Origin of the sequence: Rhodococcus sp. USK13, assembly GCF_018343855.1 — a bacterium.
Classification (GTDB): domain Bacteria; phylum Actinomycetota; class Actinomycetes; order Mycobacteriales; family Mycobacteriaceae; genus Rhodococcus_F; species Rhodococcus_F oxybenzonivorans.
Genome location: NZ_CP069242.1, coordinates 5,539,947 through 5,563,566 on the forward strand (window position 1 = coordinate 5,539,947; position 23,620 = coordinate 5,563,566).

A 23,620-nucleotide genomic window follows, 5' to 3' on the forward strand; every position below is an offset into this window, starting at 1 on the left:
AGGTTCCAGCGATCAAATTTCAACGTTGCTGCAGCATGTCGCTACGCGAAATCGGGAGGAGCCGATGAGTCTTCCGGTAGAACATAACGGCCCTGGACGATCACCAGGGCCTCCTCGCGCACGAGTGCATTCAGGATCTCGCGCATCAGCTGATCGTCGGCACGCAGCCTGCGGTGCAGGTCTGTCCGCGTCACGGGGCCCTTCTTGACTTCAGCCACGATGAGCGTGCGTAACAATCGAGGCGAAAACTCTTGGGGCTCAATCCCGTCCTCGCCGCTGACAGCAGCGGGCAGCGGGATCTCCGCCTGGTCGGAACTGGCCAGTGCATAACGAATTTTGGGCTTCCGACCGACCCGGTCGACCCGGCCCAGGTGAGCGAGTTTCCGTAGAGCTGCCCACACCAGTAGGTGATCAACCCGCCACTGCGAAGCGAGGTCTACCGTTGATACAGGGCGCTCTCGCGCCGCCTCGAGTATGCGATCGAACAGATAGTTGTCCGGACGCGGAACTGAACCGACCGACATGACTTCCCACGCCGAAGCATTGGTTTCAGTGCCAGGATTGTCGAGCGCCTCCACATCCTGCGCAACTTGCAGCATCACCGGAGTCACCGGCTGGTATCGAGCGACGGGCGCAGGGGCGGGTTCCTGGGCTCGCGGGGTCCCTGCCGCACTCGGCTTCGCCATGTCTTCCAGCACGGGCGACACCGGCTCATGTGTCAGCGTATCCGCCAGGAGGATCTTCGCTATTTCTGCCTCGGCAATGTCTTCGGCAATCGACTCGTCGTCGGGCAATGCTGAAGGGACCCAGGTCGCGGACGATCCGGTTTCCACCGCGGCTACGGCGCCAGGCCGGATGCCGCGCTTGTCGAGTTCGGTCCAGAGCCCTCGCAGAGAGCCGACGGTGTCGAGGTAGTACTCCGATTCACGGATCCGCCAGAACTCCCACCCACACCGCTTGAGTTCGCGTTCCCGCTCCATGTCGGCGCGCATCTGCTCGGGTGTCGTATGAAAGGCGTCGCCGTCACATTCGACGGCAAGCCGCCCTGCGGCACCGGTGATCACCAAGTCGATGCGGCGATTGTTCACCTCGACCTGGGGATTCACGTGATAGCCACGCGCTACGAGGTCCAGGTAGATGCGCTGTTCGAAGAGACTGTCGAAGTTTCGGTGTCGCTCGTCGCGTGTCACGCCCTCGGGCATCGGATCGGCCGGTGCCGGAGACGTCGACTGCATGTACGTGAGCAGCGAATGTCGTAGGTCCGTGGAGCGCAGCGAGTCCGCCGTCACCGAATGAAACAGCCATAGCTGGTCCTGTGCGCGAGACGCGGCCACGTTGAAGCGGCGCTGATATTCGTTGGCCGTCAGCGCCATCGTTCGCTGTCCGGGTGCGACTACCATCGACAGAAAGACAACGTTCCTCTCGTCGCCCTGGAAGTCAGGCGGTGTTCCGATGCGGAGTCGTCGCTCAGCCCAGACATCGACATCGAGGCGTTTCAGGAGCTCATTCTGGATGACGTCGACCTGAGCCTGCCCCTGCAAGACCACCACACCGAAGGTCCTGTTGTCGTAGGCCTTGTCCGAGAGGCATCGCTCGATGGCATCGATGATGGCGAGTGCCTCGGGCCTATTCGACAACGTCGCACTCTTACCGGTGACGACACCACCCTCCACATAGGTGGTGCGGAGCGGCGGCAACCGGTCGGCGCCGAACTGGCGAACGGGCACCAGCGGTGCATCGCGGTAGAACTGGTTACTCGACCAGTTGATGATCTCAGGCATGCAGCGGAAATGCTCACGCAGCCGGATAACCTGCCCAAACCTGGTTCGCAGCAATGAGAACAGACTGTCGCGTGGCGTGAAACTGTTGCGCAGATAGCCCGGCACGTCATGCAAGTACATGTCGAGGCGATCGAAGATTCCGTCCAGTGCGCCGGAGGAAACCTCGCTCGGCGCACACTGCTTGTCGTCACCGACAACTATCACCCGCGGGGCGAGCCACAGCAGGAAGAGGCTACTGATGTCGGCCTGACTCGCTTCGTCCACGATCACGACGTCGAACGTGTTGGGCTCCGGTGGAATCGATGCGAGGACCTGCTGCAGCGGCATCACCCAGGCGGGAACGGCGCTCTGTGCGATTTGCATCGCTTCGCGGGCCGAGGCTCTGTACGTCTCGGCATACTTGCCTGTGCCTTTGCCGATCGCCGACACGTGGCCCCGGTATGCCTGCAGCGCCTGCACTTCCGTCGCCGTCATCCTCTGCAGACACCCCAGCCAGGCATATTCAGCCGCAAGTCGTGCCGTGAGGTGAGCGATATCAGTCTCGGCCGTATCGAGATCCGATTCGAGCTGCTTGTCTCGGCCCACCATGTGTTGGCGCTGCACCCAGGTGTGAGCGCGTCGCCACGCCCACGCCGGCGCGAGGCTGTCGAGACGGTCCGGCCACCTCGCGTCGTCTGCAGTGTCGGCTAGCAGGGTCGCGAGCCCAGGCGCACTTTCCTCCACCCGAGCGCGCAGAGTTTGCAGGTGGCGCTCATCTTCTTGTTCCTGTCGAGCCGTTTCGAGGCGGGACAGCGCCTGGGTGATCTCGTCGAAGTCGGCTGAGCCGAGCGCCTCGATGAGGTCGACACCTTCGCGCGCGGGTGCGACGCCGAACACCGCGGAAACCTCGGCGCTGAGCTGACTCATGCGGCTGCGGGCCTCGTCCGCGTCGTGGGCCGCCGCGATTGCGCCGGCCGCGGCCGCGAGTGCCTGCGCATCCGCGACGCTTCGGATCCGCGGCGCCGCCGGACTGATGGCGAGCAAGGCTTCGATGAGACCATTCGCCTCTGCGGCAAGCGCGTTGATGTGTCCAATGTTCCCGACCGCCCGGTTCAGATCATTGATTTGAACAGTTCGTGAACCTGTGACGTTGACGGCGATGCCAAGGTCTCCGAGTAACATTGCGCCACTCTGCACGCAGTCCAGCGCTCGTAGATGTTCGGTCACTGCGCGTACCAAGTGAGCGGTTTTAGCTCGTTCGCCGTCCACTGTCGCGAGTTCGCCCAGCTCCTCGACGGCCTTCTGCTCGTCGCTTCGCAGTAACCGGCCGCGCCACTGCTGGCCGCTCTCCAACGCCGCGGCCAGTGCGCTGTAAGCGTTGAGGGCTCGGCGGCCCACAACCGAGGCGTCGACTATCCGGGTGCCCACGAAGGCATCGGCGCGTTTGGCCATGTCGAGCAACGCCGAGAGGTCCGCAGACTTGGCCCACAGATGTGCGGTATGACCCGACAGCACGCCCTCAGCAGCGTTCTGGAGGGCTGGTTCCAAGGCACGGACTTCGGCAATCCGAGCCTGGAGTCGCTCGCAGCGCCGTCCGACGTCCATCAAGGTCTGCGCCGTGGCGCCGCTCAGAATCTGGAGAAGTTGCGTTGCTTCCGGATTGATGTCGGCCGGCCTTACGGCGGCCCGCACACACAACCGCTGCAGCTCGGAAGCCTGTGGAAGGAGGTGATCGACCGCGGGCAACGACTGGCGGAGCCGCTCCACGCGACTCGGGCTCGATTGCAGGGTCAGCGAGATCAGAGTCCGGAACTGGTCCGCAGTGAGCGGCGGAGCGTCATCATTTACCGGCCCCGGGATCCAAGCAAATGAATCGATCCGTGCCGTGACAGCGCGGACAATCGCCGCGGAAGTGCCCGAATAGCCCGGTGCTACTTCCGGATGCTGGAAGGTCTCCGATTCGCGCAGCGCACGGATGTCTTCCGTGATCCTCGAGCGGCGACCAAGCGCCTGGCGCCGTCTGTCTGTGAGATCCGCAATTCTGGCGTCGGCGGCGCTCTTGCTGAAGGACGCCTTGCGAGTCGCGATCTCTGCGACGCTCTTGTTCAGCTCGTCGGAACCACCCCGCCCGACGTCCGTAATGGAGACACAGAGTTCTTGCATCTCGTCGGGCAACTTGTCGCGCAATACTCGCAGTGCCTGAGACTTCTCGCTGGTGACGAGCACGCGTTGCCCATTGGCGAGCAGCGCTGACATGAGGTTGGCGATGGTGTGGGTCTTACCGGTACCCGGCGGGCCTTCGACCACAACGCCGCTGTCGCCCGCGAGCCGTTCGATGATCTCGCGCTGCTCGCGGTTAGCCGGCAGGGGGAACAACGGGTCATCGGCGAGACCGGTCGACGGCGCCGAACCAGTACGCTCGAGCCACTCGACCCGCTCCTCCGACTCGATGGCCGAAACCAGCTGGGCTAGACCCAGCGGAACCTGACTGTCATCACGTTCGGCGGCCAAGATCATCGACTCGTAGTACTCGACCAGCGCGAATGCGCCTCGCTTCCGGAGCACCAGCGCCGGTGAGGGGGTGAGCACACGGCCCGAACTCGAGTCCGCCCTTTGCTCTTCGACGTCAATGTTGGTGGTGAGCGCTCGCGCAGCCCACTCCTTCAGGAAAACGATGATGCCCGCGTCGACCGGGGACGCCGCTTGGTGCAACCGGTCCTGGAGAGCACGTGAGCCCGACACGTCGAACACGTCGAGTCCAGTGAGTAGCTGGGTGTCCTCCAGCCGGGGCGAGGTGCCGGCGTTGAGGCGCACCAGAAGGTCGCCAGTGGCTTCGTCTCGTTCGATTGTGACCGGCTGCGTGACTATGTGGGTGCGAATATCCTCGCCCGCGACTTTCGCAGGGAGCTCGAGGAGGCCGGATGCCAACACCAGCTCGACGGACTCCGGACGCGACACCATTTCCTGCAAGGCGTGCTGTAGTGCCCGGTAGAGCTCCCAGTACGGCCGTCGCTCCTGGTCTAGTTTCGCCCACATCCGCCACACCGACAGCCAGCGCGTGAAATCTCCGTCGCCGACCGGAGCGTCCGGTACCAGTTCCAACGAAGCGGCGGAATCCGAGGGATCTCCCTTGATCCATTCGCGAAGATTCCGCGGCACTTCTGGCGGTTCCTCCAACGCCACCCGTCGCGATCGAACAACCACCTCACCAGCAGTGACCTCGGCATCCACCGATACCGCAATACGGCCTTCGTTCAACCAGAGGACGTCGTCGTGCAGGCGGAGGTCTCGAACCGGCTTGGTCCTCGCTTTGACGAGTTCACGCAAGAACTGCATGAGCCGCTGAACCCGGTCCTTGAGCTGGGGATCGTCTTCCCGAACCTCCACAGAATCGCCCCCTTAATTGCTGCGCTGCTTCCGTGTCGAACTACAGATTAAAGACCAGGTAAGGCGCGTGCGCGGGGAGTCCCGAAACAATGCTCCCAGTGTCATCCATGTGAATGACGCGGTGGTTCAACGGAACAACCCGAGCAAATCCCATCGATCTCGCCCACCCGCCACACGAGCCAACTCGATCGCATGGTGCCCTGTGCGTTCTCGCCTGGAATCACGCGCAATCCATGCGTCGGTGGCCGTTCGGATTCCGTTGGCTACCTCCTCGGACGCCAGGATGTACACCGGTTTCCTCGACGTCGACAGATCAACGAAAGCCCAGAAGGACGATCCCGTGTCGTCGTTGCTCAGATCCTCGTCTGCCTTCTGGGCTTGCCAAGTACCCGCTGTCCGCGTTTTGACCCGAACCACGATAGGGGCTGCACCTGGACGCTCTACCCGCACTGCAGTCCGCCTGGAGGTCATTACACGCTCACCGTGCGCACCCCGGGCGCGGAGTTGCAGGAGAAACCAATCAATTCCCTGATCTGCAACGCCGGGCTGTGGACGCTGGCTGAGAACGAGGTGGTGCACTCGGCGGGGCAATGTCTTCGACTTCACCACGATCGGCTTCAACGCCACTTTGCTTCATGGAGCCGATCGAGCGACCAGACCCATCGTGGAGCAACCACAACTTCCAACCGTCGGGATTGTCGACGCTGTTTGAGTCGTGTCTTTCAATCACCGCACTAACGGCAGATGTGGGATCTGTAAACCGGCGCCCTTGCAGCTCACCCTTGGTGATCTTCGTTTCTCCGGTCCTTGGATCGCACACGGCGATCGTGCGAAACCCCTCGCAATCGAAGTAGACCCGCCAACGAGAGCCGACTGCCGCCGAACCTCTCGGCGCTTGCACGGTGTGTGCCGGCGCCGCGACAGGGGCCGGTCTTGGGTTCGAGGATTCCGGGCGTGCCGGCCCAACCAGTGCTCGTGTCGGCGCTTCGGGTCCCGGTACTTCCGGAATTTTCGGTTCGGGGGAACGCGGCTGTGCGTTGGGCGTGCTCGGAGCGTGAAGGCTCGATGTCGAAGTTCCAGCGCTGGGAGTTCGCGGTGTGGTCTGCGGCGCAGGTGCGGGTGCGGGTGGTGCAACGATCTCCCAAAGCTGCGCCAGCCGCATCGTGGACAGCGCGGCCAGCGATGTGCCGGCGACCGCAGCGACGAGCTGTCGGGTTCCCGCATCGCTGCGCAGCGACGTCCGCAAACCTGTGAGCTCACGAATACGCGTTTCGCGATCGGAGGCAGGGGTTGGCACGCACCCGCCCGCAGCGAATCTGGAGTCGCCAATCCATGCCCACGTCACCCGCTCGTCATGATCGAGGGCGTCGAGCTCGTCGGCCAACAACGTGAATGTCTCACCGCGTCGATCGGAAGCGTCCATACCTCCGGCTTCGAGAACGATCTCGTCCGCCGATGCCAGGCCCTCGAGCGCGTCGAGTGCGATGAGAAACTTGTCTTTCGAGGAGGGCGGCGACTCCGCTTCGAGTACTTCCACGCCGCAGTAGTGCGCAAGGTTCTCAGCGAGTTCGTGGAACCCTGCCGAATGAGTATCGGCAATGAGTACGAGGTCCGGATGAGCGATCGGGCCCTCCCTGCCGGGAAGACCCGCTCCTTCGGCCACGATGTGGAAGTAGCCGACAGTGGAATCAGATGCCGGCAGGAAGCGGCACTTCAGCACTCTGGAGAGCGGCGCACGCCGTGGGTCGAGCGGAAACGGGAAGTGGACGTCAGCCGCCAGCTCCTCCCGGGTGATCCACACATACGGATCGTCGACAACGATCTGGCCATTGACACCGTCGTACCGCTTCACGACCCGCTCCTTCCCACTCCAACGCAGCAAACCGCGTACCACACTAGATAGTCGGACAGATGTCGGTCGGCGTTACCCTGCAGAAGAGTCGGGTCGGGGGCCGCGCCGAACGGTCACTCGCGGACGCACCGTTCCTCCACGGTCCTGAGGTCCTTCCCCAGCCCGGGGCAGCCGGCGAGCTTGCCGATCAGCGCGTGGCGGTCAGGTCCTTGGATGTCTATCGGTCGAGCGCGGAAACAAGCGAGAGGCGAACCGCAGCCGAATATGAACGGCTTCGGCCCGACACCGTCGAAGTGTGTGGCTATTGTAGGGCGAACCACGGAATGTGGACGCCGACCATCGATCGCCGTCCGAAGTCTCGAAAGGATCCAGCATGGGCGTCACTCTGGCCAAAGGCGGCAACGTTTCACTCTCGAAGGCGGCGCCGAATCTCACGACTGTGGCCGTTGGACTCGGCTGGGATGCCCGCGGCACCACGGGTGCGCCTTTCGACCTCGATGCCAGCGCCCTGGCGACCGGGCAAGATCGCAGGGTGCTGTCAGATCTGCACTTCGTGTTCTACAACAACCTTCGGTCGCCAGACGGCTCCATCGAGCACACAGGCGACAATCTCACCGGCGAAGGGGACGGCGACGACGAAGTGATCAACGTCGACCTCTCCGCAGTGCCCCCAACAATCACAAATATCTTCTTTCCCGTCTCCATCCACGACGCGGAAGCCCGCCTGCAATCATTCGGACAGGTCACCAACGCGTATATTCGCGTTGTCGACAGCGTCACCAACATCGAACTCGCACGCTACGACCTCACCGAGGACGCGTCCAGCGAAACCGCGATGCTATTCGGTGAGGTATACCGCCACAACGGCGAATGGAAGTTTCGCGCAATCGGCCAGGGCTATGCCTCCGGGCTCGCCGGCATCGCACGCGATTATGGCGTAAATATCTGAGCCAGAAGACTAACCCTACTGATCTTCATCATGATTCGACGGAGATCAGCGATGTTCCCTTAGCGCGCCAACCGACAGCCGCGCCTACAGACAAGCAAGGAATGCGCCGTGAGTGATGTGGTTCGCACAGACGAGAGTTCCGCCGAGTCTGAGTCGGAATTGGCCGTTGTCGTGGAGCCCGAGGGTCTACTCGTGGCTGGTGACCAATCCTCCGTCCAGATGTTCCTGGACAAGCTCAGATTCAACGCGGTTAGCGCGATCGAGGTGGCGGGGGTCGATTCGCAATCACTTGCGGGCACTGCGGCACTGGCCGCCGGCTTGGCAGCGATGGGCGCGCAGCACGGGACGTTCGTCCGGCTTGCGCCCGAAAGCGTCGATCTGATGAAGAAGTTCCACGTCATACCTGGAAATCCCGGGTTCAATCGAATGATGGTCGCCGATGCCGCCGGTAAGTTCCGTGGGCAAATGCAGTGGCAGCAAGCATCACTCGCGGGAACACGCGCACTCTCCATCCAGTTGACAGTCGCCGTGATCGCACTTCAGACCGCAATCGCGGAAACCACTCACGCGGTCGAACGGGTCGAAGGCAAGGTCGACGCCATTCTCAATTTGGCGAAGGCGTCGGTGATCGGTGATGTTGTCGGGCATCATCAGTCACTGAAGCGCACGGTGCACACACTCGATGAGACGGGCAAACTCCCGTCAGCGGACTGGGACTCGATTGCACCGCTGGGCCCGAACCTCGAAGTGGTAGTCGAGAAACTGCGAGCGCATATCCGACTCACGGTCGAGGGATTCGATGCGGCCAAGCCCGTCCAAGATCGCGCTTCGTATCTCAAGAAGGCAGTGGAGGACAACCGCCTTGGAGAGACGCTCGAACTCCTCGTGATTGCAGAAGATTCGCTCTACCTGTGGCAACGGCTGCGAATTGAACGCGTGCGCCAGACCGAACCCGAGAATCTCGAACTGGTCATTGCGACCGCCCGGCAGATGCTTGCTGAGCACTTGAATGCAGACGGTGAGCTACTTCGGCGCGGACGTACAGAGCTCGCACACTACGCCGCAATCAAGCCCCTCGAGATCGTACGGTGGATGTCCAGCGGACAGCTGAAGCGAGACATCGTTCAGTTGCGCGAAGACCTCGATTCGTTCGCCACGGCACGGCGCAGTCAGGTACAGGGATGGCAGGACCACGAAGATCCGGGCATCGGTGATGCGCTGGCCGAGCTAGGGAACCACTTCAAAACACTCGGCGGGTCCGCACTTGCACTAGGGAGCCGTGGTGTCGACGCAGGTGCGGCAGGGCTCGGCTTTCTCGGGAGAAAGATCAAGCAGGTTACCGAGCCAGGTAAGGAAAAGGCGCCGAGTTTCGAAGATAGGCGCGGCTAGAAGAGAAGCGGTCGGTGCGGCACTAATGCGGCGCAGAGACACCTGCGATCTCGAATCCGAGTTCTTCGAGTCGACTGGTAACCTTGCGCCCGCCTGAAAACTGATGTGGCCGGAGGAAGATCCCCGTCGCGTAGCCATGCGCAACACCGACAATCGCCTTCGAGTCGTACCGTTTGCCATCGTGTACCACCTCATACTTCAGTGCACGATTGAACCCGAACTCTTTCAGAAACTCGTCCCGACTCGATTCGTCGCACTTGGCGAGCGCCTTCAGTACGGCTGGACGGTCGATGGCATCAAAATTCACGCTTGCAACTGTAGACGCCGTGGTGAGTTCGTCATCCTTCCGCGATATCTTCGCTCTGTTTCATTGCTGCAGCGGACCAGTCATCTTCGTTGTTGCAGCGGACCAGTCATCGGCGATGTCTTGCGCCTCCTCCACGACTGCCGCATCGAACCGCTCCCCCAAGGGTAGTTCCGACGCCAAATCTGCAATATGCCGGGTAAGGCCGAGTTCCCAAATTCCATGATGTCGGTGTTGCGGGTGCTTTCATCCGACCCCTCTGGCGCTCCCCATTGCTGACCGAGCGCATGGAAGTCGCCCACAAACGTGGGACACGCCTCGAATAACCAGATGGCGGGCAACGCCTCGAGATACGACGCCCGCACGTGCGAGCAGACGGCCCGGGCCTGCCTATGGCCGTCGGACACCTCGCAGTTCTCCAACGTCACGAATCCCGAGAGCCCTGCTTCTACTAGGCAGGCTTCCGGTCACTCCGGACAATCATCCTGTCACCGACCTCACTGTCGACGGACTTTGTCGAGGCCTTACGCTGACGGAGGGTGGACGCGACTTCCGAGTGTGTCCGTGGGGAAATTTTTCGATCGGGGGACTGTGGATCTGAAGGCGGTACGCGAGTGGGACACGGTCTCACTTGAGCAGCTGGAGCAATCCCTGTCATCCAGGATCTCGACGATCGAGGATGTTCATCAGCGTTTGGCCGACATCGGCCGGCTCCCGGCGTGGACGGGCAAATCTGCGGAAGCAGCTCGGGAGCGTTTTGGGGTCACTGTAGACAATCTTATCGACGAGGTCGCTGCGATCACTGCAGTCCGGCAGGTGACGGGCGAGACCCACATCGCGGTCACCCACGTGAAAAAGGAGCTCGACGCTCTCTATTCGTTCGCGGACAGCAATGAGCTTGCAATATCGGACGACGGCAGTGTCACCGATACTTCATACCCCGCCGAGCGCTCGGCAGAGGACGCAGCCCAGCGAAGAGCTGCCATGGAGGAGACCGCAGCGGCCGCAAAGGCGTTGATCCTCCAGGCCGAAGACATCGATGCCGACGCGGCCACAATCCTCATGCGTGTCGCGAACGGTGAGATCAACGCGCAAGGCGCGAAGGACGCCGAGGCCGCTGTCAAGGCGGGGGAAGAGCAGGGCGGACTCACCGCTCCTGCACCACCCATAAACGGGACGGCTGCGGAAAATCGGGAGTACTGGGAGTCGATGCCCGAATATCAACGACGCGAAGTTCTTGACGAACACCCCGAATGGGTGCGCTACCTCGACGGCGTGCGCGATCAGCTTGACCCGACACGAGCACAAACGGAACGAGACGCATTCCGTGAAACCTTCGGCCGGAATCCAACGTCGGAAACCGACTGGCGAACAGCAGAGATACTGAACACCGAGAGCTACGACCCGAAGTACAAGGGTGTCGACTCCGAAGTCGTGGTGTCACGAATTGAACCGGTCCCCGGTCAGGGTGTGGTGCGCATGGGTTTGTTCATCCCGAGCGAGTCAGTATTCAACGTTCCCGAAGACGACCTCGGAGACAATCGCGGATTCGACAAGAACTTCACACCCGAACACACCAGGGCATCCGTGTACGTCGACTATGAGAACGGTGTGGTAATCACAAGGCAGAACCCCTCTGTCCAAACCGATGGTGAAGTGCGAGTCGACGTGCCAGATACAAAAACGTGGCAAACGTCGGACGGAACGGTCATGGTGGATTACAGCGCGAAGAACCCATTCGCCCCGCCCGGATCGGAACTCGCCGGAAAGGTTGTAAGCGGCAGCGTCATCGTGTCCCCACACGAGAGCGGGCCATCTGTTTACGGGGATGTGGGCGACTACCCATCACTCGAGGTGTATTCGGACCGACCGGGCGAACCAACTCGAACGCTCCTCAACGATGAAGCCGACAACACCAGCTCTGCCGGACCGCTACTGGAACTCGGAACGTCACACGTAGTGGGTGACAGGCCCGAAAACTTCGGTGACCTGTTCGACGAAGAGCCGATACCTGGCAACAGACGCGGCGTCACATACTTCGTACCGCGAGTGGACGGCACAGCCTCGGGGTCGCCGTCCGATCCACCTCGGACCGTGATTGTGGGAGAATGAGCACCGACATCGAGCCGACAAATCCGCCGACCGCCCGTACAGCATGGTTGGCGTCCACGGCCACATCGATACTCACAGCCGGAATCGCCTTCGGTGTCTGGGCGAAGGTGACTCGGCATGACTGCCACTCACTCCCCGATCCCCGACTACTTTGCATTCTCGTGTTGGCTGCCTACTGCGCCCTTCTCTTCGTCATGTCTCGTCGACCATTCACGCTGCTAATCGCGATTCCATACGGTGCGGTCTTCGGAGCGTTGTGCGTTGTTACAATTCCCGCGGTGTTGGCGATCATGGGTTGGCAATGACAACAACATCATTCGGTGAACGGACTCAGCCAGGAATACTCCTTGGCCTGGCTTGCGCATTCACAGGCTTCTACGTGAACCCCGCGATCTGGCTGGTCTTCGCTCTAGCTCTCGCCGGACTTTTCATGCAGAACAAGACTATCCGCCAACTGAGCTGCGGCGTGCTGCTCTCGCTCGTCGTCCTACTCATCGCGGCAGCGGTCTACCAAGTTCCATCGTGATTTCGGAGCGAGAGCTCGTGCTCGCAACCGCAATCCCGCCGACTCTTCCGATGAGCTTCGGATCTACTACCTGTCAGAATCTCCCGGCATCACTATCTTTGTCTCATGAGCACTTCATGGCAGGACCCTGACGCCGTTTCGTCGATGCTCGACGACTGGGAGACGTGGGCGATAGTCGGACTCTCCGGCAATCCGGAACGGACGGCGTACCGCATCGCTCAGTTGCTGCAGGAACGCGGCAAACGCATCGTTCCCATCCACCCCACCGCCCCGACGGTGCTGGGCGAGCAGGGTTACCCCACTCTCGCGGACGTGCCGTTTCCCATCGATGTCGTGGACGTGTTCCGTCAGTCCGATGCTGCGGGGGAATTCGCCGACCAAGCCGTCCAAGTGGGGGCAAAAGGCGTGTGGTTCCAGCTCGGCGTCATCGACGAAGAAGCGTTCCGACGCACAACCGAAAAGGGACTGGCCATGGTGATGGATACGTGCCCGGCAATCGAGTGGAACAAGCGGAGCTGACTGGCTGATCCCAGTGTAGGTCGAGTCGGGCAGTATCGGACGTATGACTACCCTGGACCGAAACCGTGCAAATCGGACAGCGATCCGGCACGGCGCCCGGTCGTCAAACGGAAGGTTCTACCCATGGCCATCGACTACACCCGTCGCCCCTCCACCCCGGCCGCACCCCAGGGCGGGGTGACTCTGAGCAAGGTGACGTTGTCGAAGGCAGCACCGTCGGTCAGCCTCACCAAGTCGGGTGAGCGGCAGGGCGCGATGCGGGTCAACCTGAACTGGTCGACTGGCGTGGCGCCGCAGCCGAAGAAGACCGGCTTCTTCGCGAAGCTCGCTGCCGCTGCGGGCGGCAGCACCGGTATCGACCTGGACCTCGGCTGCCTCTACGAACTCGCCGACGGATCGAAAGGCGTGGTCCAGGCACTCGGCAACACCTTCGGTTCGCTGCAGGACGCTCCGTTCATCAAGCTCGACGCCGACGACCGCACCGGCACCGTGACCGGCGGCGAGAATATGCATATCAATCTGGATCGCCCGGAGATGTTCAAGCGCATCCTCATCTTCGCGATGATCTACGACGGCGCACCCAACTGGGCCGCAGTGGACGGCGTCGTCACCCTGTACCCCACCAGCGGTCCCGAGGTGGAGGTTCGCCTCGACTCCTCGAACAGCTCCGCTCGCGTCTGTGCCATCGCGATGCTGCACAACACCAGTCAGGGCATCACTGTGACCCGCGAAGTGAACTACATCGAAGGCAGCCAGGCCGACCTCGACAAGGCCTACAGCTGGGGCATGAAGTGGGCAGCCGGCCGCAAGTGACAGGCGCGGGCCCAACCGCTTCGGATCGAATGTCATGCTCCCCCGCGCTAACGTCGGAGCATGTTCAGTACTGAGATCGAGGTGCGCACCGGCGCTGAGCCGGTGGTGCACGACCTGACCGGTGAGATCGAGAAGTTCCTCGCCTCGGCCGGTGCCGGCGATGGCCTGCTGCATGTGTGGGTGCCGCACGCCACGGCGGGACTCGTCGTCATCGAAACCGGCGCGGGAAGCGACGACGACCTCCTACGGGCCATCGACGACGTGCTGCCCCGCGACGACCGGTGGAGGCACCGCCACGGCAGCCACGGACACGGCCGCGATCACGTGTTGCCGGCGTTCCTGCCGCCCTACGCGTCGGTGCCCGTCATCGACGGCACCGTTGCGACGGGGACCTGGCAATCCGTGTGCCTCGTCGACACCAACGTCGACAACCCGGTGCGCCGCGTCCGCTTCAGCTTCCTCGCCGGGTGAGCTGGCGCGTGGGGCGAACTCCCAATCACATGTACGCGAGTGTCCGTGCCGTCGAATAGGTTTCGGGCAGGTTCGCCGTCTCGTCGGTGGAGGAACGGTCCACCCACGTTTCCAGTGCCGCTCGGAGTACTGCGATCGACACATCCACGGCCAGCCGAATCTGCAGTTCGGAGCAGTCGAATCGTTTCGACACCGCATCGACCAGAGTCGCGTTCCGCGCCACGCTCGCACGCGCCAGCACGGCGCGCAGCGTCGGCTCCTTCTTGATGAGCTTGTTTACCCGCAGCAATCGCCGAGATGCGATCGACGAACTGTCCGAGTACGTCGTCAAAGCTGCAGCGAAGGACGTTTCCAGCGCGAGTCGCGGTGACATATCCGAGTCGAGTCGGTCGAGCCCTGCAGTCAAGACCGCCTCGAAGGCCCAGTGGTCTCGGAGTGCCGCCTCTTCCTTGGTGGCGAAGTAGCGAAAAAACGTGCGTTGTGACACGCCCGCCGCCTGCGCGATCTCACCAACCGTCGTGGCTTCGACACCCTTGTGCTCGAACAGGGTGAGCGCAGTCTCGCTGATCTCCACATTTGTCTGCTCACGCCGCCGCTCCCGCAGCCCAGGCTGGCCGGCGGGCAGGTGAGGCGACACAGGGAACGCGTCGAGTCTGGTCATCGCTGGCCCTCACAATCGGTAGAAGCCCTACCAGTCGCTCACAGGTGGTCACCGGTTGTCAATATGGCAGCGTGTGCCATAATGTACTCGAAGGGTGGTAATCAATGAATCTCAATATCGGAGACATTTTCCTGTACCCGCACCATGGGTCCGTGACGGTAACGAAGCTCACGACCCGGATGTTCAAAGATCTACCCACTGCATACGTGCAGTTCGAAGTTGCTCAGAATGGGCTGCAGATCGAGATACCGGTGGCGAAAGCCGAGGCGATCGGTGTGCGCAACGCAATCAATACCGACGAAGTCGGTCGAGTGTTCGAGATCCTGCAAGGCCCGACAATCGACGACCCGTCCAACTGGTCCCGGCGGTTCAAGGCCAACCAGGAGAAGATCACCGTCGGTGGCATCTTTACGGTGAGTGAAGTGATCCGCGATCTGATGACACGGTCGCTGGCCAAGCCGCTCTCGGCCGGAGAAAAGCGCCAGCTCGAGCACGCAATGCAGCTCGTCATCTCCGAACTCGTCCTCGCCATGAAGACGACCCCCGAGGCCACGAGACGCCGTATCGAATCGATCTACGAAACCACCGCCGTCGCTGTCTAGTTCGGCGGTTCGTGTTTTGCAATCACCCAGCGTGTTGCCAACGGCAGCAGCCCGGATACAAGGTCCGGGCTGCTGCCGTTGTCGTTGAGCCGCACCACTTCCCCCGCTGTAACGACGGAACTACCGCGACGGTGCTCGTTCAGCTACTACCGAACAAGCTCCCCAGCGATCCGGTTCCCGAACCGGCCCCGTAGGTGATCACCACGGACGATACGGCGTCGACACCGGCCGCACCGATGGTCCCGTCGGGCGCGTAGGACGAACCGCCTCCGCCTCCACCGCCACCGAAGTTCTCGGCGCCGCCGCCGCCACCGAACCAGCCGCCGCCTCCCCGCCACCGGTCTCGGATCCAGCTCCGCCGACCCCGGCAAGGCCCGCCGATCCGTCGGGATTGTCACCACCGTTGCCGCCGACACCACCCGCGTCGGCCTGACCGCCACCCCGGCTCCTCCCCCGCCACCGGCCTGACCTGCGGGTGCGTTGGGAGCGAGGTTGCCGCCGCCACCGATGTAGGTGTCTCCGGCACCGCCGCCACCCGACGCGACGATTTGCCGATCGGCCAGCTCACCCGTTCCGATCCGAACGTCGGATGCGCCGCCACCGCCGCCCGCGCCCGTGCCACTGGCTCCCCCGCCGTTGAACCCGGCCGCACCCGTGCCGTCACCACCGTTGCCGCCGACGAGCACATACAGGGCGTCGCCGGGCGTGACGGGAAGTGAGCGCGACGCGACAGCGCCGAAGCCGCCGAGCACGGAAGCGGCGTTTCCACCGCGAGCACCCGTAGCGGTCACGTCCAGGCTGGTGATGCCCTCCGGAACCGTGAAGGACTGGGCACCGCCGGTGAAGGTGAAGGTGCACGTCACCGTACTGCCCGACCCCTGCACGCAACCCGTCGGCAGTGCCGGGGCGGCCACGGCGACACCGGGCGCGAGCAGCGCGGATGCGCCGACTACGGCCACCCCGCACACCCCGCTCGTGTACCAGCGGCGTCGTGTTTTCGTGTGCTGATCTGTCATGTCAGTCGTCCCCCGTCGCAGGCTCCCGATCGATCGTCTCGGTTCGGAGCATCCCACAGCGTTTGCCGGCCCGCGCCGGATCGAGGGATCGAGAAAAGTCTGAACGCCCGCTAAACGGGACCCGGCTGTTCGCGACCGGTCCGCAGCGGCTATGAAGGAGTGATAGACCGATTTTGGTTTCGGAATCCAAGAGCAGTTTCTAGTGCGAGGTAAAGCAGATGAATGGTGCGGCGGCCATCGGTGATGGCATCTTCCAGATACCTGTCCCTATTACGGACAACCCCCTCGGGCACACGCTGGTCTACGCGATGGAATCCCCGGGTGGACTGATCCTCGTCGACGCCGGTTGGGACGACGACAACGCCTGGGCCGGGCTCACCTCCGGGCTGGAGGAGATCGGCCACTCCGCGAAGGACGTGGAGGGCGTTGTCCTCACCCACTTCCATCCCGACCACACGGGGCTGTGCGGACGGGTGCGGGAGGCGTCGGGTGCGTGGATCGCGATGCACGAGTCCGACCACGAATTGTTCGCGCACATGTCTTCCGGTCGCAGCGACGAATGGCTGGAGTTTCAGCGCCTCAACATGGTCCGTGCCGGCGCCGGCGCCGACGAGGTAGCGGCGTTCGAGCAGGCGGCGACCACCGAGCCGCCCACAGGCCCGAGTTCGGCTCCCGACCGCGTTCTCGTGGACGACGAACTGATCGCCCTCACCGGCCGCGGGCTGCGTGCCGTCTACACCCCCGGCCACACACCCGGGCACGTCTGCTTCTACCTCGAAGACGCCGACGTCATGTTCACCGGTGACCACGTGCTGCAGAAGACGACCCCCCATGTCGGCAACTTCGTCTACCCCCTCGAGGAACGCGATGCCCTCGCCGAGTTCTTCGACTCGCTGCGCCGCGTGCAGAAGATGGAGATCACCCGCGGTCTCGGCGCCCACGGAATCCCCATCGACGATGTCGCGGGTCGCGCCGGCGAGTTGATCCAACATCATGAGGAACGGCTCGACCACCTCCATCACGCGTTCGGCGACGACCAGCTCAGCGTGTGGGATGTGGCCGCACGGATGAAGTGGTACAAGCCGTGGGCCGACATCTCGCCGATGGGCAAGCACATGGCGCTCTCCGAGGGCGCGGCCCACTTGCGGCACCTGGTCGCCCGCGGCCTCGTCGCGCAGGTTCCGGGTAGCGATCCCGCCCTGTTCGCGCGCGTCTGATCCGGAGACTCCACTGCGTGGTGATCGACGCGGGGTCACTATCCAGGTGGTGTCGGCCGGACTTTGAAGAGGACCTCGGACAGCGGACGACGAGATGTGGTCGGAAGCGTCTGCTCATGGGTTGCCACTCCCACCCGAATGAGCACTTGCGGCAACCCAGGGTCCGCGGAGAGGTCCCGGACGAGGGTACGAGTGGCCGGCATCTCGGTGAGGTGAGTGACCGGACACGTGGCGAGCCCGCGGGATGCACATGTGAGCAGCACAGCGGACAGCGCCTCGCCACAGCGCAACCAGTCCAGTCTGGAATCTGCGTCGGTGGTGAGTAGCAGGATCGCGGCCCGATCCTGCCGCGCAGCCGGATCCGCCGATGCCGCGGTGCCCGAGGGGAAGTCGCGAGCCAGCGACACGGAACGGCGTTGAGTGGCAGACGGTAACGCCGCGTCGGGCACCCCGTGCGGGAAAGAATCCGGATGACCGGCCCACCATCTGAGTTCGGCTTGATACATCGGATTGCCCCCACGGAGACCGGAGAGCCGCAGGGACGCATCCTCGAGCGCTGCTCGGCTGCGCTCGTCGAGAACGACGAGGCGAACACCGCTCCTTTCCGACACAGCGTGCAGATGCGGAATTGTCTCGTCCCACGACGGTGGTGCAGTGAACGGCAACCTGTCGGTACTTCTCGTCGGAATTGCTTCCGCCAGGCGGGCGTCGTCCGGCACGATCTCCCGCTGGTGGAACATGCCAACCGTCGCAAGGAGCTCGCGGTCGGCCCGGGCCGGCATCCGATCGATGTCGAAGCCCCAGCCCTGTGCAGCGAAGGCATATTCGAGATGGTTCAGCGCAGCGCCGCAGGAAATCACCATTTGACGACCGAAGTCGTCCGTCGCGGGAAGAAGGCGATCGGGATCACTGAACAGTGAAAGCCCGAACCGGTCGACAACCCAACGCCACGGCTGACTGTTGTGGAGCGACGGCGCCCTGCACGCAAGGGCCACTGCAGATTCGAGAGATGCTCGGTCGGGCATAGCGGCGGTCATCGATGCTCCCGGTGACGTGATTCTTCCGGTTGTCGTCAATCGAACAACGGTTAATTGATCGTCCATCCCGGGGTCCGGTCAACGTTGCCCCATTCACGATCCCACCGCCGCATCCGCTCGCGCGAGCCTGCCCATCGGACGAGGGCAAGTAGAACAACGGCAGTGGTCGCGCCGATGGCCCACACACATATCGCCGCGCTCACCGCGATGGCGGCGTTCTCCGTTCCGGTCCTCGGCTCGTCCACGACGTCGCCGCTCGCATCGATCCAGACGTCGACGGTATCGCCCGCCTGTGCATTCGGTGGAGCCTCCACGTCCCCTGTGCGAGGTGATCCGTCGGAGGCACGCCACCGCGCCGACGCGTAGTCGTGGGTCAGCGGAGACCGGGTATACCCGTCGTCCATTCGGGGCTTCGGGTTATCGACGAGGACGGCGGTCGTCACATGCCGGTTTGCGCGGTCGGTCCGGGACTGTTCACTCAGGTCGGTGTAGCTGACCGTGCCGAATGCCGCCGCACACGGCACCAGCATGAGCACGAAAAGGGCGGCCATCAGCACCGCGAGCGACTCGAATCGATCACTCGGGCGCATCAACGAGTTCCGGCTCCAAGGGGCCAGTCGCCACCACCGCAAGGTGAGTGGCTGCGTGCTGTCCATCCCCACCTCCTCGGAACGCTCCTCTTCCGAGTCTTCCGCGATGAATCCGACGCGCGTAGAGCACAAAGTCATCGGCCCAGGACTCTTCCACCAGCGCCCACCCGGCGTGGGCCACGGCGCCTGAATCGGTGACCTTCGGCCCTGGAACAAAGCTCCTGGTTATCGGACCGTTGTTCGCGGAAGCCGACACACACCGAGCAGCACGAAACGGAGAGGACATCGTGGGACAGCATCGCGAGGGCTCATTCACTGATGAGCACCGCCAGGAGGGCGACGATCTTCGATTCTTGCACCCGGCCGGGATGGCGCTTGCGGTGCTGTCCGGCGCGACTGTGGCAGGGTTGGTCGCTTTTCTCGGTGTCTGGCTCGCGACGCCTCTCGTCGGTGTGGGTGCGGCAGCGATTCTTGTCGGAATTCTGTGCCTTGCGACAGCAATGTTGATGCCCCGCCGGCCACGCAGGGGACACACCGGGACGCTCGGACACCAATTGCGGTGACCATAGGCCCTGCCGCGGAAGCCTTGCGACGACGAGTATGGGTAAGGAAGGGCGGTGCGCCCATCCCGCCGGCGACGTCGGTGAGAGTGCAGGTGAGGAGTAGACCATGAATGTCGAGATTCCCGGCCTCGATGTGGTGCGGCACGCGGTCGACTTGGCCTGCCGCGCCCCGTCGGTCCACAACAGCCAGCCATGGCACTGGACGCTGACCGACGATCGCCTCGAACTTCATACCGATCCCCAAAGACTCCTGAAGACGGCTGACCCCACCGGCCGCCAGATGGTGATCAGCTGCGGAGCGGCCCTTCATCACCTGGAGGTGGCGCTCACCGCAGTGCGATGGACCGCGGATATCCAGCGGCTCCCCGAAGGCCCTCACTCACCCCATCTGGCGACGATTCGCTTCCGGCATGACGCTCGCCCTCAATCGCACGACTTCGACCTCGCGGCCGCGATGAGGCATCGCTACTCGGATCGACGGGCGTTCGACCCCCTGACGGCGTGGGGCCCGGGCACCCTGTCCGAGGTGGTTCGCGGACGTGGCGCACGCTTGACCGTGCTCCCCGCCGATGCGCGTCGAACGCTGGCAGAGGCGACGGAACTCACCGCGGCTGCGCGACGCTACGACGCGATGTATCACACCGAATTACATTGGTGGGCAGGTCATTCGATTCCGGCGGGAGGAATCCCACCGACTGCGCTGGCCACCGCCGAGGAGCGGGCACGCGTCGGCATCGGCCGCAACTTCCCCTCCGGAACCGACACACACGGAGCCGACTCGACGCAGATCGATCAGTCGACCGTGGTGGTGCTGAGCACCGGAACCGACACTCGGATGGACTGGTTGCGCTGCGGTGAAGCCCTCTCCGCCGTACTGCTCGACGCAACGGTGAACAAAGTTGCCACCTGCCCGCTCACCCACATGACCGAGGTCCCGCAGAGCCGGACGATGATCGGAAACCTTCTCCCCGAGCCATCCATTGCCCAGGTCTTGATTCGTCTCGGCACGGTCGGGAACCTCGCTCCGCGGCAGACTCCCCGGCGTGAGGTAAATACCGTGCTGTCGGTGAACAAATCTCGACGAGAAAACAGGCGCTGACAGTCATATGAGACAGGAAATACCGTGCACACTCTCGATCTCGATGCTCGCGATCTGCGGTACTTCTGGCTGGTCGCCGCTGCACTCACCGGTGGTGCCGCACTGTTCGCAACCTCCGCACTCAATGTGCTCGGCTGCGCGTCGGTAATCGTCTTCTGCGGATTGGCCGCTAGTTACAGTGCACGATACAACAATTGGGGTCTCATACTGATCTCGATCGGTATCGGCCTGATGGTCCCGGGGTGGCCGGCTCTTGTCCTGCAGGGCGTCAATTCCCTCTGACCACCCCGTTACCGTCCTTATGGGTCGCACCAGCCGGTCGAGTGTCTCGCTCCGCAGAGGCGGTGCGTCCAGTGGCAGTCATTCGGTTCGTCGTCGTTCGATCGCCGCCGCCATTCGTGCGACGAAATCGAGCGGTTGCGGTGCCGGGACGAAGCGCATAGTAGACAGAAGTTGTCGGCAGGAAGGCCGCGGCAGCGATTACAGGACGCAAGCGATTCGCCGCGAATGAGTACTCGAGATGATTCAAGTCCGCACCACAGGAGATCACCATCTGACGACCGAACCCATCGGTGGTACGCAACAGCCGGTCGGATCTCCCTACAGCGTCAGGTGAGCCGCGCCCATTTACCCAATGCCACGGTTGGCTGTTGTGCAGCGACGACGCGCGGCGCGCCAGCGCCACGGCTAATTCGACGGTACGTCGGTCGGGGACCGTGGGGAGCGCTCGCGTGTTCACGGTCTTTCCGTGGGTGTGGTGGGTGCTCGGCCGATCATCGTGTCTCATTGCGTTGTCCTGGCTTCGAGTGTTGTGCTCGCGGCTCGGTGGCTCTATGGCCGTAGGTCATCAACACCGTCCGGCGGAGATCGCACGGTCCGACCAGTGCATCTGCGGATGATCACTGGATGAGCACGACCCACACGGTCGCGGCTGTCACCGCGACTGTCCGCCCGGCCGACCCGCTGGCCCCGGGGACCTACACCGTGCGCTGGCAGGTGACCGGTGCCGACGGAGACCTCGTCGAGCAGGACTTCCGATTCGCCATCGGCCTCGCCCTGACCGGTGACGGCAGCGCGGCCGGCGGCCGGTCGACGTCCTGGACCGATGCCGCCCTGCGGTGGCTGCTGCTCCTCGGGCTCGCCGTCGCACTCGGCGGTCTGGTCGCCCGAACGCATCACCACCACCGCCCGACGAGGGAATCCGTCCCTGCCGGTGGTGCGGTCCCGTTGGTGGCCGGCGCCCTGATCGGACTTGTCGGTGTCCTCGGCCTCGGCGCTGCCCTCGCCGCGTCCGCCGGCGACGTGAACGTGTGGTGGCAGAGCCCGCCCGGTCTCGTCGTGCTCACCGACCCGGGGAGGCGGACAGGCCGACGATCAGTTCCTCGACGTAGCTCTGTTCGTCCTGGGTCAGGGCGGGGTTGGTGTCGCGTTGTTCGCCGACGGTCGACGACTCGCCGCTGGCCGGGGTGGCGGCACAGAAGCTGCGGAATCCGTGGGTGGGTAGACCTTGGTGTCGGCGGGGAGCTCGTCGGCCAGGCGCCGCACCGAGTGGTACTGGGCGTGGGTCAGTTCCTGGGTGTGGTCACTGCCGAGGAGGTCGGTGCGGCCGGTGGTGCCGAAGAGCATCGAGCCGCCGGTGAAGACTGCGTGGGTGGTGCCGGCGGTGTCGCGCAGGACGTAGCTGACGTGGGGGTGGGTGTGACCGGGGTGTGCATGACCTGCAATTGGATGGGTCCGGCGTTGATGATTTCACCGTCACCGACGGCGCGCCGCTGGTAGCCGACGTCGTCGCCGGCGCCGTCGCTGACCAGGTAACTGCGGTCGCCCAAACCGGAGGGCTCGATGATCGACACGTCCATGACTCGTACCTTCCTCACATGTTCTTGTGGAATTCGCATACCCGGGGGCATCGGTGAAACGGTGTCGGGGGTCGGTGCCCGCCCTCCTCAGCGGAGAAAGATCGTGTCGACCAGCACATAGGCGGCTACGACGAAGACGAGATAGGCGAACCACCGCTGCAGCCGGTCGGTGTCGACCGTGGCGCCGACATGACCGGCGATCAGGGACCCGACGATCGCGGTGCCCGCGAACGCGGCGGTGATCGCCCAGTCGATGCTCGTGCCGCTCAGGTGCGAGATCAGGCCGGCCGCCGAGTTCGCGACGATGATGACCAGCGAGGTGCCGATCGCGACCGACATTTGCAGACCGAGCATCAGTACCAGGGCGGGGATGATCAGAAAGCCGCCGCCGACACCGAACAGGCCGGTCAGAAACCCCACCGCGACCCCGGCGGGGATGGATCGGGGGGCGCAGCGGCGCCAGTCGATCCCCGAGTCCCCGACCTCGCAGGCGGTGCCGGTGTCGCCGCGGTCCATCAGCATCCGGATCCCGGCGAAGATCATCACGGCGGCGAAGCCGACCATCACCACCGATTGCGGCAGCACACGCCCGACCGCGCTGCCGGCGAAGGTGGCGGGAATACCGCAGGCGGCGAAGACCCCGGCCATACGCCAGTTCACCTGGTGCTGACGAATTTTCGGGATGGCTCCGACGAGGGAGGCGACACCGATCACCAGCAGGGAAATCGGAATGGCCTGTTCGAGGTCGAGGCCGAGACCGAAGACCAGGGCGGGGACCGCCAGTATCGATCCGCCGCCGCCGAGGAGTCCGAGCAGGACGCCGATGATCGCACCGAGCGCGAGCGCGATGCCCAGGGTCACCGATCCTCCTTTTCGCCGGGAATGGGCAGAAGC

The 23,620-nt window shown here is 63.6% G+C and carries 20 protein-coding genes and 2 pseudogenes; 14 read left to right on the forward strand and 8 right to left on the reverse strand.

Annotation, left to right across the window (positions count from 1 at the left end):
* Positions 1-41 precede the first annotated feature (41 nt).
* The gene (locus JQT59_RS27995) at positions 42-5,147 is read right to left on the reverse strand and encodes a PDDEXK-like endonuclease domain-containing protein (RefSeq protein WP_249353905.1); all 5,106 of its coding nucleotides are present in this window, start codon (positions 5,145-5,147) and stop codon (positions 42-44) included.
* A gap of 1,354 nt (positions 5,148-6,501) precedes the next feature.
* Between JQT59_RS27995 and JQT59_RS28000 the strand changes: the two genes are divergently transcribed.
* From JQT59_RS28000 to JQT59_RS28010, 3 genes are all read left to right on the forward strand, one after another.
* Positions 6,502-7,050 carry a hypothetical protein gene (locus tag JQT59_RS28000; protein WP_213572815.1) on the forward strand — a complete coding sequence of 183 codons (549 nt, stop codon included), beginning with the start codon at positions 6,502-6,504 and terminating at the stop codon, positions 7,048-7,050.
* A 322-nt stretch (positions 7,051-7,372) separates the two neighbouring features.
* Positions 7,373-7,948, forward strand: coding sequence for a TerD family protein (locus tag JQT59_RS28005; RefSeq protein WP_213572816.1), 576 nt, complete (start codon positions 7,373-7,375; stop codon positions 7,946-7,948).
* 108 nt (positions 7,949-8,056) lie between these two features.
* Entirely contained in the window at positions 8,057-9,337 is a 1,281-nt protein-coding gene (locus JQT59_RS28010; RefSeq protein WP_213572817.1) for a hypothetical protein, read from the forward strand.
* A 22-nt stretch (positions 9,338-9,359) separates the two neighbouring features.
* On the opposite strand, the gene JQT59_RS28015 is transcribed toward JQT59_RS28010, so the two are convergent.
* Entirely contained in the window at positions 9,360-9,644 is a 285-nt protein-coding gene (locus JQT59_RS28015; RefSeq protein WP_213572818.1) for a ScoMcrA-related endonuclease, read from the reverse strand.
* A gap of 561 nt (positions 9,645-10,205) precedes the next feature.
* Between JQT59_RS28015 and JQT59_RS28020 the strand changes: the two genes are divergently transcribed.
* From JQT59_RS28020 to JQT59_RS28040, 5 genes are all read left to right on the forward strand, one after another.
* Positions 10,206-11,753: a hypothetical protein gene (locus JQT59_RS28020; RefSeq protein WP_213572819.1), complete on the forward strand. Its 1,548-nt coding sequence runs from the start codon at positions 10,206-10,208 to the stop codon at positions 11,751-11,753.
* A 301-nt stretch (positions 11,754-12,054) separates the two neighbouring features.
* A complete protein-coding gene (locus JQT59_RS28025) occupies positions 12,055-12,279 on the forward strand; it encodes a hypothetical protein (protein WP_213572820.1) in 225 nt (74 codons plus the stop codon).
* Between the two features lie 105 nt (positions 12,280-12,384).
* Positions 12,385-12,798: a CoA-binding protein gene (locus JQT59_RS28030; protein ID WP_213572821.1), complete on the forward strand. Its 414-nt coding sequence runs from the start codon at positions 12,385-12,387 to the stop codon at positions 12,796-12,798.
* A 123-nt stretch (positions 12,799-12,921) separates the two neighbouring features.
* A complete protein-coding gene (locus tag JQT59_RS28035) occupies positions 12,922-13,611 on the forward strand; it encodes a TerD family protein (RefSeq protein WP_213572822.1) in 690 nt (229 codons plus the stop codon).
* A gap of 60 nt (positions 13,612-13,671) precedes the next feature.
* Positions 13,672-14,082: a secondary thiamine-phosphate synthase enzyme YjbQ gene (locus JQT59_RS28040; protein WP_213572823.1), complete on the forward strand. Its 411-nt coding sequence runs from the start codon at positions 13,672-13,674 to the stop codon at positions 14,080-14,082.
* Positions 14,083-14,107: 25 nt separating this feature from the next.
* On the opposite strand, the gene JQT59_RS28045 is transcribed toward JQT59_RS28040, so the two are convergent.
* Complete coding sequence (locus tag JQT59_RS28045; protein ID WP_213572824.1) at positions 14,108-14,743, reverse strand: TetR family transcriptional regulator; 636 nt, start codon at positions 14,741-14,743, stop codon at positions 14,108-14,110.
* 152 nt (positions 14,744-14,895) lie between these two features.
* Between JQT59_RS28045 and JQT59_RS28050 the strand changes: the two genes are divergently transcribed.
* Positions 14,896-15,345, forward strand: a complete 450-nt coding sequence (locus JQT59_RS28050) for a CarD family transcriptional regulator (RefSeq protein WP_249353907.1) — start codon at positions 14,896-14,898, stop codon at positions 15,343-15,345.
* A gap of 146 nt (positions 15,346-15,491) precedes the next feature.
* Here JQT59_RS28050 and JQT59_RS37790 read toward each other — a convergent pair whose 3' ends face one another.
* Positions 15,492-16,361, reverse strand: a complete 870-nt coding sequence (locus tag JQT59_RS37790) for a glycine-rich protein (RefSeq protein ID WP_283254023.1) — start codon at positions 16,359-16,361, stop codon at positions 15,492-15,494.
* A gap of 218 nt (positions 16,362-16,579) precedes the next feature.
* Here JQT59_RS37790 and JQT59_RS28060 point away from each other — a divergent pair, with 218 nt between their 5' ends.
* Positions 16,580-17,578 (forward strand): MBL fold metallo-hydrolase, encoded by a 999-nt coding sequence (locus JQT59_RS28060; RefSeq protein WP_213572826.1) that lies wholly within the window; start codon positions 16,580-16,582, stop codon positions 17,576-17,578.
* A gap of 38 nt (positions 17,579-17,616) precedes the next feature.
* Here JQT59_RS28060 and JQT59_RS28065 read toward each other — a convergent pair whose 3' ends face one another.
* Positions 17,617-18,615: an Acg family FMN-binding oxidoreductase gene (locus tag JQT59_RS28065; protein WP_249353909.1), complete on the reverse strand. Its 999-nt coding sequence runs from the start codon at positions 18,613-18,615 to the stop codon at positions 17,617-17,619.
* A gap of 50 nt (positions 18,616-18,665) precedes the next feature.
* Positions 18,666-19,271, reverse strand: coding sequence for an Rv1733c family protein (locus JQT59_RS28070; protein WP_213572827.1), 606 nt, complete (start codon positions 19,269-19,271; stop codon positions 18,666-18,668).
* 218 nt (positions 19,272-19,489) lie between these two features.
* Here JQT59_RS28070 and JQT59_RS28075 point away from each other — a divergent pair, with 218 nt between their 5' ends.
* The 4 genes and pseudogenes from JQT59_RS28075 to JQT59_RS37285 form a co-directional block, all read left to right on the forward strand.
* A complete protein-coding gene (locus tag JQT59_RS28075; RefSeq protein ID WP_249354673.1) occupies positions 19,490-19,768 on the forward strand; it encodes a hypothetical protein in 279 nt (92 codons plus the stop codon).
* Between the two features lie 106 nt (positions 19,769-19,874).
* Entirely contained in the window at positions 19,875-20,867 is a 993-nt protein-coding gene (locus tag JQT59_RS28080; RefSeq protein WP_213572829.1) for an Acg family FMN-binding oxidoreductase, read from the forward strand.
* Positions 20,868-20,891: 24 nt separating this feature from the next.
* Positions 20,892-21,149 (forward strand): hypothetical protein, encoded by a 258-nt coding sequence (locus JQT59_RS28085; RefSeq protein ID WP_213572830.1) that lies wholly within the window; start codon positions 20,892-20,894, stop codon positions 21,147-21,149.
* 624 nt (positions 21,150-21,773) lie between these two features.
* A pseudogene (locus JQT59_RS37285) lies at positions 21,774-21,902 on the forward strand (copper resistance protein CopC); the annotation flags it as partial.
* Positions 21,903-22,218: 316 nt separating this feature from the next.
* Here the strand turns inward: JQT59_RS37285 and JQT59_RS37290 are convergent.
* Positions 22,219-22,726: pseudogene (locus JQT59_RS37290) on the reverse strand (MBL fold metallo-hydrolase); the annotation flags it as partial.
* 87 nt (positions 22,727-22,813) lie between these two features.
* Positions 22,814-23,587 carry a sulfite exporter TauE/SafE family protein gene (locus JQT59_RS28095; protein ID WP_213572831.1) on the reverse strand — a complete coding sequence of 258 codons (774 nt, stop codon included), beginning with the start codon at positions 23,585-23,587 and terminating at the stop codon, positions 22,814-22,816.
* Positions 23,588-23,620 lie beyond the last annotated feature (33 nt).

What these genes read in the sequence shown, in the direction of transcription:
- JQT59_RS28025 (WP_213572820.1), top strand. Translation starts at nt 12,055, where the DNA reads ATGACAACAACATCATTCGGTGAACGGACTCAGCCAGGAATACTCCTT.
- JQT59_RS37790 (WP_283254023.1), bottom strand. Translation starts at nt 16,361, where the DNA reads ATGACAGATCAGCACACGAAAACACGACGCCGCTGGTACACGAGCGGG.
- JQT59_RS28000 (WP_213572815.1), top strand. Translation starts at nt 6,502, where the DNA reads ATGATCGAGGGCGTCGAGCTCGTCGGCCAACAACGTGAATGTCTCACC.
- JQT59_RS28080 (WP_213572829.1), top strand. Translation starts at nt 19,875, where the DNA reads ATGAATGTCGAGATTCCCGGCCTCGATGTGGTGCGGCACGCGGTCGAC.
- JQT59_RS28035 (WP_213572822.1), top strand. Translation starts at nt 12,922, where the DNA reads ATGGCCATCGACTACACCCGTCGCCCCTCCACCCCGGCCGCACCCCAG.
- JQT59_RS28040 (WP_213572823.1), top strand. Translation starts at nt 13,672, where the DNA reads ATGTTCAGTACTGAGATCGAGGTGCGCACCGGCGCTGAGCCGGTGGTG.
- JQT59_RS28065 (WP_249353909.1), bottom strand. Translation starts at nt 18,615, where the DNA reads ATGACCGCCGCTATGCCCGACCGAGCATCTCTCGAATCTGCAGTGGCC.
- JQT59_RS28030 (WP_213572821.1), top strand. Translation starts at nt 12,385, where the DNA reads ATGAGCACTTCATGGCAGGACCCTGACGCCGTTTCGTCGATGCTCGAC.
- JQT59_RS28070 (WP_213572827.1), bottom strand. Translation starts at nt 19,271, where the DNA reads ATGGACAGCACGCAGCCACTCACCTTGCGGTGGTGGCGACTGGCCCCT.
- JQT59_RS28060 (WP_213572826.1), top strand. Translation starts at nt 16,580, where the DNA reads ATGAATGGTGCGGCGGCCATCGGTGATGGCATCTTCCAGATACCTGTC.
- JQT59_RS28045 (WP_213572824.1), bottom strand. Translation starts at nt 14,743, where the DNA reads ATGACCAGACTCGACGCGTTCCCTGTGTCGCCTCACCTGCCCGCCGGC.
- JQT59_RS28005 (WP_213572816.1), top strand. Translation starts at nt 7,373, where the DNA reads ATGGGCGTCACTCTGGCCAAAGGCGGCAACGTTTCACTCTCGAAGGCG.